At 42.0% G+C, this 14846-nt stretch carries 9 protein-coding genes and 1 pseudogene; all 10 read right to left on the reverse strand.

Annotated elements, in window-relative coordinates; genetic code table 11:
* Window positions 1-147 precede the first annotated feature (147 nt).
* The gene (locus CDG62_RS16700; protein WP_087528610.1) at window positions 148-918 is read right to left on the reverse strand and encodes a ThiF family adenylyltransferase; all 771 of its coding nucleotides are present in this window, start codon (window positions 916-918) and stop codon (window positions 148-150) included.
* A 63-nt stretch (window positions 919-981) separates the two neighbouring features.
* Entirely contained in the window at window positions 982-1785 is an 804-nt protein-coding gene (locus CDG62_RS16705) for a hypothetical protein (protein WP_087528609.1), read from the reverse strand.
* 95 nt (window positions 1786-1880) lie between these two features.
* A complete protein-coding gene (gene acnA, locus CDG62_RS16710; RefSeq protein ID WP_087528608.1) occupies window positions 1881-4634 on the reverse strand; it encodes an aconitate hydratase AcnA in 2754 nt (917 codons plus the stop codon).
* Window positions 4635-4761: 127 nt separating this feature from the next.
* Window positions 4762-5577 carry a TatD family hydrolase gene (locus CDG62_RS16715; protein ID WP_162904078.1) on the reverse strand — a complete coding sequence of 272 codons (816 nt, stop codon included), beginning with the start codon at window positions 5575-5577 and terminating at the stop codon, window positions 4762-4764.
* A gap of 12 nt (window positions 5578-5589) precedes the next feature.
* Window positions 5590-6540, reverse strand: coding sequence for an RsiV family protein (locus CDG62_RS16720; RefSeq protein ID WP_087528606.1), 951 nt, complete (start codon window positions 6538-6540; stop codon window positions 5590-5592).
* A 47-nt stretch (window positions 6541-6587) separates the two neighbouring features.
* Complete coding sequence (locus CDG62_RS16725; protein WP_087528605.1) at window positions 6588-7406, reverse strand: hypothetical protein; 819 nt, start codon at window positions 7404-7406, stop codon at window positions 6588-6590.
* 89 nt (window positions 7407-7495) lie between these two features.
* Window positions 7496-9085: a peptide chain release factor 3 gene (locus tag CDG62_RS16730; protein WP_087528604.1), complete on the reverse strand. Its 1590-nt coding sequence runs from the start codon at window positions 9083-9085 to the stop codon at window positions 7496-7498.
* A 382-nt stretch (window positions 9086-9467) separates the two neighbouring features.
* A pseudogene (locus CDG62_RS16735) lies at window positions 9468-9973 on the reverse strand (hypothetical protein).
* Window positions 9974-10207: 234 nt separating this feature from the next.
* Window positions 10208-12286, reverse strand: a complete 2079-nt coding sequence (locus tag CDG62_RS16740) for an EAL domain-containing protein (RefSeq protein ID WP_087528603.1) — start codon at window positions 12284-12286, stop codon at window positions 10208-10210.
* Between the two features lie 265 nt (window positions 12287-12551).
* On the reverse strand, window positions 12552-14747 hold the full coding sequence (locus CDG62_RS16745) for a carboxy terminal-processing peptidase (RefSeq protein ID WP_087528602.1): 2196 nt from the start codon (window positions 14745-14747) through the stop codon (window positions 12552-12554).
* Between the last annotated feature and the right edge of the window lie 99 nt (window positions 14748-14846).

Genomic DNA, 14846 nt, shown 5'->3' on the forward strand with positions numbered 1-14846 from the left:
TATCATTCTTTATAGTTTTTAACGTGCAGATTCGAATTAGAATCAATTTTTAATCAACATAACATAATTCGAGGGATAAGCGAGATATCCCCCGTTGAACAGCACTTATTTTTATGTAAATTTTCAAGTAAGCAAAGGCAATAAAAATTAGCGTTTTGCTTGAATTGCTTCTAATTTTTTTAAGACTTCGGCCACTGCAATCATGGCAAAACTAGAAGTCACCACCACTGCCGAACCATAACCGCCACAGCGTAAACCAGCACTTGGACAAACATCAGCACTGGAAAACGGATTATCAATCGAATACACGCACGTAATGCCAAATTTTTCTTTTGGCTTTTTACAAATGCCTTTAGAACGCAGTTGGGCACGTAGTTTGGCCAACATGGGGTCTTGTTCAGTTTTAGACAAATCTGCCACGCGGATTTTCAGTGGATCAAGTTTCCCGCCTGCACCGCCCGAAACAATCAGCGGAATTTTATTAAAACGGCAATGAAGCATGAGTGCCAATTTGGCTTTAACATCATCTATGCAGTCCAAAATTAAATCAGGCGTATTTGACAGCAACTCTGGCACATTGTCTGGGGTTAAATAGTCATCAATCAGGTTAATTTTAATTTTAGGATTGATGGAACGACATCGTTCTGCCATCACTTCAATTTTTTCACAGCCCAAAGTGGAGGTCATCGCAGGCAATTGGCGGTTAATGTTCGATGCGGCAACCACATCCATATCCACCAAGGTCAATTCGCCTACGCCAGTACGTGCCAAGGCTTCTACAGCCCATGAACCAACCCCACCAATACCGATGACCATAACATGGCTTTTTTCATACCCTTGAAATGCTGGTTCTCCATAAATTTTAGCTACGCCAGCAAAACGGCGTTCATATTCATCATCTTGGAGTAAATCAGTCATAGGGAGATCAAATCAGAAAAAAGTATCGCGGATATTTTATCAAATTCAATTTAAATTTGCGGATTAATATGTAGTCCATGCACGTGGCAACTGGATTGCATCGGCTGTATTTGTATTCAAGAGATAATTCTGGCGTTGATTGATTGGCTGCTGATCTGAGGCGGGCGACAAGGTACGCATATAGTGATATTTCATGCGCCACGTATTCGCTTGTAGATATTCAATATTCAACACCAATTTTTCGAGGTCATGGCATTGCTCATTCGACTGAGCATAATCTTGCTCCGAGAAACAGGCGCGAATCATCCTTGAAACAGAAAATGGAATATTCTGGAAAACCTGTTGATATTTTCCTTCTGGCTTGAGCTGTAAAAAGTCTGCGACTTCTTCCGTCATTCCCCCACCCGAATACATTTCATCCCAACGTTGAATTAAGGCTATGCTGTAATCTGTGTCATTAATGGGGAATAAAACAGGATAGAGGTGCAAAGCATCGGCACGGACAAAATTGCCGTGTTCATCCAGTAAATCCTCTTTTTCTGAAGGACCCTCTACCGTCCAATGGGGTGTTTGGCTGAGTGGTGGATAACCTGAAAAGTCCCAGAGCTTACGCAATTGAAAACCCTGAGTGCTGCGCTCCAATTCAAACAGTTGCAATTGGGCGATCACATAATGATGCTTGCTTTGATTCGGGGCTTGATAGAGTTGCCATGTCGCATCAGCTTGGCAGGAAATCTTGAGCTGAGTACAGAGACTGTCACGTTGCGCCAGCGTGATTTTTTGCTTTTGTAAGATTAAAGTTTGAGGTTTTGCATAGCACCAAGCTGGAAAAACCAGTACACAACCCGCCAATAAAAATTTCAACATAGAAAAGGATCTTAATTTTTTTGTTTTCTAAATGAAGCATACCAGAGCCTTAAAGGCAATGACTCTGGTACTTGATGCTTGAATCGCTACTCAGGCTAACTCGCGATCAAATGTCGCAAGACATAATGCAGAATACCACCCGCTTTGAAATACTCGACTTCGTTCAGAGTATCAATACGGCATAGCACAGGGAAAGAATCACGTGAGCCATCGGTTCGTGTGACTTCCACTTCAAAGGTTTGATGCGGCGCCAAATCATCTGACAATCCGAGAATCGAAATACACTCATGCCCAGTCAGATTTAAACTTTGACGCGTCTGACCCGCCATAAATTGCAATGGCAGCACGCCCATTCCCACCAGATTTGAACGGTGAATCCGCTCAAAACTTTCCGCAATGACGGCTTTGACCCCAAGTAGATTGGTCCCTTTTGCTGCCCAGTCACGAGAAGAGCCTGTGCCATATTCTTTGCCTGCAATAATCACCAGAGGCGTGCCCTCTTGTTGGTACAGCATCGCGGCATCATAAATTGCCAGTTTTTCACCACTTGGAATATGCAAGGTATTACCACCTTCTTCACCACCCAACATTTCGTTTTTAATCCGAATATTGGCAAAAGTGCCTCGCATCATCACTTCATGGTTGCCACGACGCGAACCATAAGAGTTAAAATCTTTCGGCTCGACACTATGCTCTTGTAAATAACGCCCTGCGGGACTGTCCTTTTTAATATTTCCAGCAGGAGAAATATGATCGGTGGTCACGGAATCGCCCAAGACGGCAAGAATCCGCGCATGCTCAATATTATGGAGCGATTTGGGCGGTTGCCCAATCTCTGAGAAAAAGGGGGGATGACGAATATACGTAGATTGTTCATCCCACGTATACGTCTGACTTTGTGGAATTTGAATGGCTTTCCACTTGGCATCCCCCTCAAAGACTGCAGCATATTCTTTATGGAACATGTCTGTGTTGACTTTCTGCAATACCTCATCAATTTCCGCCTGACTTGGCCAAATATCTTTCAAATAGACCGCATGCCCATCTTTGCCGTGGCCAATGGGTTGTGTGGCCAAATCTGTACGGATATTGCCCGTCAAACCATAAGCCACCACCAAAGGTGGCGAAGCCAACCAGTTGGTTTTCACTAAAGGATGCACACGCCCTTCAAAGTTACGGTTGCCTGACAACACTGACGCTACATTGAGATCATGGCACTGAATGGCTTCTTCAATCGGTTCAGGTAGCGGTCCGGAGTTACCAATACAGGTAGTACAGCCATAGCCAACTAAGTTATAACCCAACTCATCCAAATACGGCGTTAAACCTGCCGCCGCCAAATAATCAGTCACCACTTTAGAACCGGGTGCAAGCGAACTTTTCACCCACGGTTTACGCTGTAGGCCTTTTTCAACCGCTTTCTTGGCAAGAAGTCCTGCAGCCAACATTACACTCGGATTAGAAGTATTGGTACATGATGTGATCGCTGAAATGACCACATCACCATGGTTCAAGGGGTAAGATTTTCCATCAATGATGCAAGATGGCGCATCATGCGGTAAATTGGCTTTTTTAGCTTCAACAGCTGTGCCACCCCCTTCATTTTCTAAACGCTCTTTGGCTTCTTTGGCTGGCTTGAGATTCAACTCCATTAAGTCATGAAAAGTTTTAGGTACATCTGACAGTAAAACACGGTCTTGCGGACGTTTAGGACCTGCCAAACTGGCCTGCACGGTGCTCATGTCCAAGCTCAACGTATCTGTAAAAACGGGTTCATCACCTGCATTGCGCCACAAACCCTGCGCTTTACTATAAGCTTCAACCAAATCAATCCGTTGTTGCTCACGACCTGTCAATGCTAAATAAGCCAAGGTCACATCATCAATCGGGAAGAAACCACAAGTTGCACCATATTCAGGAGCCATATTGGCAATCGTGGCACGATCCGCTAAAGGTAAATCAGCCAATCCATCGCCATAGAATTCAACAAATTTACCCACCACACCTTTTTGACGTAACATCTGAGTAATGGTTAATACTAGATCTGTTGCAGTAATCCCTTCATGCAGTTTACCCGTCAATTTGAAACCAACCACTTCAGGAATCAACATCGACACTGGCTGCCCGAGCATCGCCGCTTCAGCTTCGATCCCGCCAACACCCCAGCCTAAAACACCCAAACCATTAATCATGGTGGTATGTGAATCTGTTCCCACCAAGGTATCAGGGAATGCAAAAGTTTGTCCTTCATCCTCCCCTAGCCATACCGCTTGAGCCAGATACTCTAAATTAACTTGGTGGCAAATTCCTGTACCGGGCGGAACAACGCTAAAGTTATTAAAGGCCGATTGCCCCCAACGTAGGAATTGATAACGCTCACCATTGCGTTGCATTTCAATTTCGACATTTTCAGTAAAGGCATCTTTATCCGCAAAATGATCAACCATTACGGAGTGGTCAATCACCAAATCGACAGGGGACAAGGGATTAATCAAATTCGGATCGCCACCAGCCTGTGCCATTGCGGCACGCATGGCAGCCAAGTCAACGACAGCAGGGACCCCAGTGAAATCCTGCATCAGCACACGTGCAGGCCGATATTGAATTTCTTGATCAGAGCTTCTGGTTTTTTGCCAATCGACTAGCGCTTTAATATGCTCTACTTTTACACTTTTTTGATCTTCAAAACGGAGTAAATTTTCGAGTAAGACCTTTAAAGACTTGGGTAATTGATCAATATTACCCAATGTTTGGGCCGCTTGAGGGAGGTTAAAAATTTGATAGGATTTTTCACCGACCTTAAGTATTTGTAATGCATTGAAACTATTGATTTTGCTATATCTGGCCATTCGGTTGCCCTCCCAGTATTGGCGAATTTATTTATTATGATGTTCTTCCTTTAATGTAAGCCTGTTTAGAAAAGAATGTGTTCCCTTTTGGTTATCTTATTTTTATCGAGATTACGGTCTTATTCTTCTAAAATTTTAAATGCAGAGCAACCAATGAGTTTTGCCAAAGTTGAGTTGCAAGCGACTGTGTAGATTGACCTAGTGTCTGTGCCAGCGCCTCCAACACATAAGGCAAATTGACAGGGGTATTACGGGTTCGATGCTCCGTTGACGTTTGGCAACACAACGGGGTCATATCTGGGCAGTCTGTTTCAATCACCAAATGTTCAGCACCAATCACCTGAACCACTTGATGCAATTTTTTGGCATTCGGATTGGTAATTTGTCCTGTGACCCCGATTTTAAAACCCAGTTTAACCAATACTTTGGCTTCTTCTACCCCACCGCTAAAAGCATGGGCAATACCACCCAATTTAAACTTTTGTGCTTTTAAAATGGCAATAGTTTCCGCATGTGCTTTGCGAATATGCAATAACACAGGTTTTTGATGCTGCTTGGCGAGTTCAAGCTGCTCAATAAAATAATACTGCTGTTTGGCGAAAAGTTCGGGTTGTTTATGTTGTTTTAAAAACGTATCTAAACCAATTTCACCCACCGCCACACAGTCCTGCTGTTGCAAAACCTGCTCTAAACGCTGTAAGTGTTCAGTCTGATGCTGTTCGATATAAAACGGATGTAAACCTGGAGCAAGATAAGAGCACGGAACATTCTTCCAGCTTTTTAATTGCTGATGGGTCTGAATCAGCACATCAAATCGTGATTCAAGAAAACCTATAAGGACCAATGCTTCTACCCCAACACATTTTGCTTGCTCAGCCAAATGTCGCCGATCAGCATCAAAATCGGCAACATCAAAATGAGTATGGGTGTCGAACAGAGGCAAGCTCATGCTTGATTAACTCTTGGCTTCTGAAGCAGCCTGTGCACTCCGTTTGGCTTTGGGTAAATACTCAGGCTTTAATATTTTCTGGAGTTGCTCATAGCCAATGGTTAAGCGCGGTAAACCCACCACATAAGGGCCAATTTCATACTCACCATATTGTAAAATCAGCCCTTCAGTACCCAAGTAATAATTGTTACTTAAGCTAAACTTCCACGCTTGCTCATACTCGTCGACATTGGTCGCTAACTTAGAGTCGACGACCCAAGCACGAAATGCTTCATGCGCTACTCTATTTAACGCCGCCTTCTGATTGGGCAACAATAGATCATCCAAACTCACCAGCTTTTGCTGCTTCAAGTCAAAATTATAATAATGCTGTGACGATGAACCATGTGCACCACCTAAGTAGCTACTGGTATTCAACACCACCGTCGCCAAAGGGTCTTTGGCATTTAAGATTTTCGGTTTAATCATCAAACTGATTTGATGGTTAGAACTTAAATCTTTGAGTTCCTGATCTAAAGCAAGAAAGGCGGCCAAATAAGGTTGAACTTGTTTCTCTAGTTTCAGTTTAGGCGTGAGGACTTGGCCTACTACCGCAGGCTCAGAACTTGCCGCCACTGCACTTGATGCCACGGTATCAGAACTACTATGCATCGGTGAAATATCAATAATCTGCGAGAGATCTTTCACAATTTGTTGATCAATAAATTCATCAATAAACGCTTGATTACTTTGTAAACGATCAATGTTTAATTCTGGGCAAGCATTACCATCACATTCAGGTAATTCGAATTGTAATTTTTCTGTGTCACCGACCAACTTTAAGGCTGTTTCTGCCTCTGAAGCTGCTGTGGCTTGAGTTGCAGGGCTTTGAGGCTCTTTATCTTTTGGTTGGCAGGCTGTCAAACTGATTGCAGCTGCAAGTACGCTGATTGTCAATATTGTTTTGCTTTTTAACATAAATAACCTATTACCTTGTGAAGCCTGCTCTTGCTTTGGACTATGCACTAAAACAATTGAGTATAGATATCCGCTTTTAATACCTGTTGAGTTTGTGCTTTCGTCAAGTAAATATCAAGCTGAGTCCCATCTTTTACAATCTCATGAGTCCGATAGTGTAAACCGATGCCCTCTTGGTCAAAGAACCAATCTGCCTGCCCCCAGTACAACTTCGCTGGTGCAGATTTACTCACTTCAGGTTCTTGTTTCTTTAACCAGTCTTGATATGCTTTTTGCACCAACGCATTCATCGCCAGTTGCTGTTTCGGGCGAATTAAATCTAATAATGCCACCGCTTTTTGGTTTTTACGATCCGCAACAAAGAAATAATAACGCTCCTTAACACTTACATTCTCTTGATTGGTATCCACCCCAATTTGCATCAATACAAACTGATTGCGCTGATACGGTATACGCGTATACATCGCCAAACTATAAGCCTTATTGCCCTTGAACTCAGCTTGCCATGCATCCGACTTTTTCACATATGCATTAATGGCTTGTTGTAAACTCATGTCTTGTTTTAAGCCAATTTGATCTTGAACCACTCGAGCCTGACTTTTGGCAATCCATTGGTTTAACCAAGCGTCTTCTGTTTTTAAAGTCTGAATGTCTAATTCGATACAGTTCTTAGTCTCACAAAAGGGCTGTGCGATATCCGCTGCTTGTTGTTGAATATTTAAATACGGCAAGACTTCAGCCTGCTCTGTTTTAAAGACCGAGCTTTTGGCATCTGTATCTGTTTCAGATTGTTTAGAGGAGTCACATGCTGTCAGTAAGACAGTCAAACTCACCAATATTGTATAAATAGCCTGTTTGTGCAACATGCGCTTTCCATGAATTTCATGATTAAAATAAAGTGTCTTACCTAATAAAACAGCTTCACGAAGAAGCTGTTTTATTTTTTTAATTCCAATTAGTGTTCGCGAGTATTGCGGAACACGATGTCTGGATAACGCTCTTGCATCAACTGTAAGTTCACACGACTCGGTGCTAAATAGGTCAAGTGACCACCACCATCAACCGACAACTGGTCATGTGCTTTTTTCTTAAATTCATTGAATTTTTTGTCATCATCACAAGACACCCAACGCACAGTGTTAATGCTCACTGGTTCGTAGACGCAATCGACTTTGTATTCTTCTTTCAAACGGTATGCCACCACTTCAAACTGAAGCACGCCTACCGCGCCTACAATCAAGTCATTGCTATTTTGCGGCATGAAGACCTGTGTTGCACCTTCTTCTGAAAGTTCTTTTAAGCCTTTTTGTAACTGCTTCGACTTCAATGGATCTTTCAACCGTACACGGCGGAACATTTCAGGGGCGAAGTGCGGAATACCTGTGAATTGCAGTTTTTCACCTGAAGTAAAAGTATCCCCAATTTGAATCGTGCCGTGGTTATGTAAACCAATAATATCACCCGGCCATGCTTCTTCTAGGTGCTGACGATCACCTGCTAAGAAAGTCAAAGCATCACTAATACGTACATCTTTATCTAGACGCACATGCTTCATTTTCAAACCTTTTTCATATTTGCCTGAACAAATACGCATAAAGGCAATACGGTCACGGTGTTTCGGATCCATATTGGCTTGAATTTTAAAGACAAAGCCCGTAAAACCTTCTTCTGTGGCTTCAACCAAACGATTTTCTGTTGGGTGTGCTTTAGGTTCAGGTGCATAATTACTAAAAGCATCTAACACATGGTCTACACCAAAGTTACCTAAGGCTGTACCAAATAAAACTGGGGTTTGTTTGCCTTGTAAGAATAACTCTCGGTCAAGTGGCTCATTGGCCATTTGCACCAGTTCTAAAGACTCTTCAAATGCAGCCCAAGCTAGTTCACCGACTTTTTCACGTAAGTCAGCATAGTCATAACCATCACGAACTTCAATATCGGTAATGGTTGAACCAAAACCAGCTTTATAAACATAGAACTTTTCTTCGATTAGGTTAAATACCCCAGCGAAGTCACGACCCGTACCAAGTGGCCAAGTAATCGGTACACATTTGATTTTGAGAACGTTTTCAATTTCATCCAACAGCTCTAAAGGCTCACGGATTTCACGGTCCATTTTGTTGACGAATGAAATAATTGGGGTGTCACGCATACGACACACTTCCATCAATTTGATGGTACGGTCTTCGACCCCTTTTGCACCGTCAATCACCATTAAAGCCGAATCGACCGCCGTTAAGGTACGATACGTATCTTCTGAGAAGTCTTCGTGCCCTGGTGTATCCAGTAGATTGATCATCTTGTCTTTAAATGGAAACTGCATTACAGAGGTGGTAATCGAGATCCCACGCTCTTTTTCCATTTCCATCCAGTCTGAAGTGGCAGCACGGTCCGATTTACGGCTTTTCACCATACCAGCAATCTGAATGGCCTGCCCCCACAACAGCAGTTTTTCTGTCATGGTGGTTTTACCCGCATCGGGGTGGGAAATAATCGCAAAGGTGCGACGCTGCGCAACTTGCGCAGCTAATTCATTTTTAAACATAAGGAAAATCTTCAATAGCTACACGGTTTTGTACACACTTATAAATGTGTATCTAACCCGTAAAGTGATAACTTAAAATTGGCGTAATTGTAGCAGATTTATAAATGAGATTTTATTGATAATTTTCCCTTAACCCATCAGCTTAGTACAGCGCATTCGTCGACAATTCGGATGCTTTCCCGCTCTGGTAGTGGATAAGAATAGAAACACTATAGCGCTATCAGCTACAACTTAGATGTACAAAAACATTGTTTGATCAGATCTGAATATACGCTTAATCACGCTGTACCCAATGACAACTCGGAGTAAAACTCCGTTGTCCCTCATACATCAAGCATTATTTTATCTTGTTTAAGCCTAATCTGAGGTCATTTTATAAACTTCATTCAAACTCTGGATATACGAAACTATATTTCCCTGTTTTTATACGTTCTATTATAGCCAAAGGGTTCACAACCACACCTATTTCTGCTTTACGGTTTTCTCCCTCTAGGTTTCCAACATAAGTAAATTTGTCATCATTAATGTGCCATACAAACCAATTGTGAGAAATTTTTATTGGTTCGTCCCCTACCATAACACCATAATCATCTGTGTCTCTGAATAATATTTTAGAAGTTCCACCCACATCAGATATGTTTCCAACTTTCTCCCAAAGATTCATTTTTATGCCAAACTTAGTGACACAATGCACATAAAAATCGATATCATCATTAACAATATCCAATAACGTAGGAATTGCATGGATAGGGTACACTTTTTTAAATGCTCTGATCACATCACTATTTAATTGTGTTAAATCAAAAGCAATAAGCTGGAAATATTTTTCCCCTCATTATCCAACTTTACAGAAAAAACATCACCAACCTTAGTAACGACTCTAGCCATAATTATTTAATTCCAAATTGCTCCCAATGCTTTGAACTGATTGAATTGATTTTATTGAACAGTTTGGTATACGGGACAGCAGGACACTAAAACGAATAGATTCTAAAGAATACATAAAAAGCCGATCTCACTAGGTAGAGGCTTTTACGAAAACTGCTTATGTTTTATTAGACTCTCAACTGAAGTAAATCACCATAAAAACGATCAGCCATCGGTACAAATTGTAGATATCACTTAATTGAAATAAGTTGACGAGGTGTACTCAAACTCTTCCAAGCGCTTAACATCCATAGGCATACCCAACAAATAGCCTTGTAATTGCTGACAGCCTAACCGTGACAAGATTTCCATTTGCAGGGGACTTTCGACACCTTCTGCTGTCACAACCAAGCCCAAGCGAATCGCCAGATGAATAATACTTTCTAAGATCATTTCATCTTTTGAGCCAACAGTCAGCTCATGAATAAAGCCACGATCAATCTTCAACTCATCCACAGGAAGATTTTTTAAATATAAAAAGCTGGAATGGCCTGTCCCAAAGTCATCAATTGCCAAACGAATCCCCATTTCACGTAACCGCTGTAAGGTACGAATGCTGCCTTCGATATGGTGCATCGCCGTACTTTCAGTGATTTCAATAATTAAATGATTAGGGTTGACTTTATATTTATCAAAAAGATGCTCAAGATTATTAAATAAATGCTTATGCTCGAACTGCACCGCCGATAAATTCACAGCGATCGGATACAGCTCTATTTTCTCTCTCTCCCAGATTTGCAGTTGTTTACATGCTTGCTCCAAAGCCCAATACCCCATTTGGATAATCAACCCTGTTTTCTCCGCACCTTTAATAAACATATTAGGGGTCAGCAAACCCAAAGTCGGATGCTTCCAGCGAATCAACGCCTCGACTCCACATATCCGTTGATCTTGGATGGTAAATTTAGGCTGATAATACAAAACAAACTGTTGTTCTTCTACAGCTTTATACAAATCATTAATCAGCTTAGTTTGGCTTTTCGCTTCTTGTTGGTCAAAACTGTAATTAAAAATAGAATAGGTATTTCGTCCCTGATATTTTGAGGTCAGCATCGCTGCATCGGCATTAATCAGTAAATCCTGCAAATTACTACCATGCTCAGGATACATCGCAATACCAATACTGGCCGACACATTGATTTCTTTGCCCGCGATCAAAAAACTATCTTGAATCAACTCAAGTACGTGCTCCGCCATTTGGCACGTTTGCTTAGGAGTCGCCTGCTCAAGCACCATCAGGAATTCGTCCCCACCAATTCTGAGAATTTTTTCATCTTTACTTAAGTTGCGATGAATCCGAGTGGTCAGTTGAACCAATAATTGATCCCCAACATGATGTCCAAATACATCATTTACAGCTTTAAAGCGATCTAAATCAATATATAGAAAAGCAATGCTTTCATTACGGAAGCGGTGATCTGTAAACAGAAAATGGGCGTATTCCGCCAAATACAAACGATTTGGCAGCTTGGTCAGATTGTCCTGTACCGCCTGATTTGCCAACTCTTTATTGGCAAGAGAAAGTTGAATATTACGTTCTTCTAAACGTTGCTCCAGCACCGCAACAACAAAAGCTGCCACCAGAATCAAACTGGTAATGAATATAACGACAAATAAAACGATGCTTTGCCCCGCTTCAAGAGTCATGACCAACTTGTCACTATGGGTTGGATAGAACGAGACTGCAAGCATACCTGTATAATGCATACTCACGATGGTCAAGGCCATCATTGATGCGACACACCATTGGTACAACAGTTTCTTACTAACTGCACTCTTATATTTAAAGATCAGCCAAAAGGTTAAACCCGAGCCACTGATGGCAAGCAGAATGGAGAAAACTGTCAGTAAAGGATCGTAGACACTCTGATAGCCCTCAATGATCAACCCCATCATGCCAGTATAGTGCATGCCAGAGATACCCAATCCCATCAGAATAGCGCCTAAGACTAATCTTAGAAAAGGTAAGGTATGACGCGTGGTCAACCAAATTGAAAAAACAGATGCAATAAAGGCAATAAAAAAAGAAAGAATGGTCAGTACAGGGTCAAAATAACTATGTGTCGGCAAATTACAAGCCAGCATGCCCACAAAATGCATGGCCCAAATGGCACAGGCTAAGAAAAAACTACTGAGTAAAATTAACCCTGTTTGAAATTTTTTACGCCAAGCACGAAATAATAAGCGTTCGGTCGACACTGCAAAAAAACACGCCAACAATGCCACAACAATTGAACCTAACACCAAACTAAAATCGTAATGCACATGCATCATATAAAGTGTCCGTATTAATTGCTCTTTTTCTTCATTTATATATCCTTTTTATCAAAGGCGAAAAGCATTACTACCCGATTAAGAATCTTATACAAACAGGTTCAGGTCAAGAAAAAAACACAGAAATCTCATTAGAATTTATAGATTTATTTTACCTTGAAGATCGGTTTGATAACCAGCCATGCCTGCATTTGTGTTTTGAATCACAATTTAAATAAAAAGCCAGTCGAAACTGGCTTTTTAATATACATATTCAAGAATTAAACTATTTTGCAGTGCCTTTTTGCAACTTGGCATAATCTAATAAGACATTTGCAGATTCAATCACAAATGCTTCCTCTTCTGGCAATGCAGGACGCTGATTCGCTTTCATTTTAGCACGGGCTTCAACCAATGCTTCCATAGACGCTTGATAGCTTTCCCAATTTGCATAAGGCTTTTGTCCTGCAATCTGACGGCGCTTGTTTTCCGAATCTAAAGTCTGTTTTTCCAGTGCTAACAATTCGGCTTTACGTTGATCAATGTCTAAAACGACACGTTTTTGATCTTCGGTCTTTTTCGAGATGTCTTTACGCTGTTCAAGATAGTTAAACTGCGGATCGACTTTAACGCGTGCTTGCGACAACTCACCTAAACGTTTCACATACGGTGCAATACTGCCTTCACGTTTAAACGGTGCAGTTGGAATGGTGTCCCACTCAAGCGCATTTTTCGCTTTGCGCTCACCAAACTCTTCATTATAAATGTCCACCAATTTCACGTCAGGAATCACGCCTTTGTTTTGCGTACTTCCACCCGTGACACGGTAAAACTTACGTTGCGTTAGTGTCGCTTGACCATGCGCTAAGTTGTCGAGCTGAACTTGTGCGGTTCCTTTTCCTGTCGTGGTACTACCAATCACGATGCCACGTTCATAGTCTTGAATCGCAGCAGAGTAAATTTCGCTTGCAGACGCAGATGCTAAATTCACCATCACTGCCAATGGGCCCGCATAGGTTTGCGCACCATTGTCATCGTCCTCGAAAACACTCACATTGCCATTACCATCTCGAATTTGCACCACAGGACCTGACTTAATCACCTGGCCAAGCATACGCGCTACTTCTTCAAGTGACCCCCCTGGGTTATTACGTAAGTCGATAATAATCCCTGATACATTCTTGGCCGCCAAAGTTTTCAGCGCATTGTTGGTATCCTCAGATACAGAACGATATTCTGTACCCGCACGGCGTGCACGATAGTTTAAATAGAAAGACGGAATTTCAATCACACCAAAGGTGTACTGCTGACCATCGCGAGTCACATTCACGGTACGTGAACGTACCCCAGCATCTTCTTCTTGAATGACGTCACGAGTAATAGTCACATTGCGCGCTTGGCTCATCGACGCACCCGAGCCGAGTAACCGTATGGTGACTTTGGTACCACGTTTACCACGGATTAAGCCCACAATTTCATTGCTCGGCCAACCGATGACATCCACCATTTTTTCGCCATCTTGTGCCACACCAATAATGCGGTCACCCGACTTGACCTGTCCAGACTTGCTCGCAGGACCGCCTTCCACAATGGTTTCGATTTTGGTGTAGTCTTCATTGCCCCGTTCAGGTCGAATCGACACCCCAATCCCTTCAAGTTGCAAAGTCGTCTGACGGTTCAATTCCATTGCATCGACAGGTGGGAAATAGTTACTGTGCGGATCATAGGTAAGGGTCATTGCATTGAGTGTTTTATCTAACACATCATCACTTTTCACCCGTGAAATACGTTCTAACTGGCGTGTATAACGCTTGGTTAAGGTCTGTACTGGAGTTAAATCTTCTGAACTAGTAAGGTCTTGTCCATTGGCCAGTTCTGGGTTGGCTTTAAGCGCTTTTTGCTTCGCCAACTCTTCTTCTTTGCTAATGGTTAAGTTAATCAGCTGCGAAACCAACATTTTGTTCCAATGCTGACGCTGCGCAGCTTCATTGGCAAAATACGGTGCCTTTTCACGATCCGTTTCGATATAAACATTGGCTTGTTTTAAATTCTGTGGCTTTTTCAGCTCATCCAGCATATAGGTATAAAACTGGGTCAAACGATCTCGATACTGTGCATGAATCGCATACGGTCCACTTAAGTCCCCTGCTTTTAAAGCCGCACCTAAATTTGAGCCATATTTACGTTTATAACCCTCGACTTCAGAGGCAAGAAACAACGAATGGTCTGGATCTAAACTGTCCAGATAGAAATCGAGAATACGCGCCGATGTTTTCGCATCTAAACGTTGATTGAGATAATGTTGACGGTCAACCAAGGTCGCCAGCTGACGAGACACCAAAGCCTGCTCCTGCGATGGAACAATAGCTTGTTTGGTTACAGCGGTTGACTCAGTCGCTGCAATGGCTTCATTAATGGCATGGGTGAAAAAGAATCCACCCGTTGCAATTGCAACCGCACAAGCAATGGTTTGAAGTTTCATAAATAATTCTTAGTTCCTTGGTTTTTGACCAAAATTACAATGTCATTATTCGAAATGAATTGAGAATATTCAAAATCTTAAACAACTTAATCTGTTTAT

Origin of the sequence: Acinetobacter sp. WCHA55, from assembly GCF_002165305.2 — a bacterium.
Classification (GTDB): domain Bacteria; phylum Pseudomonadota; class Gammaproteobacteria; order Pseudomonadales; family Moraxellaceae; genus Acinetobacter.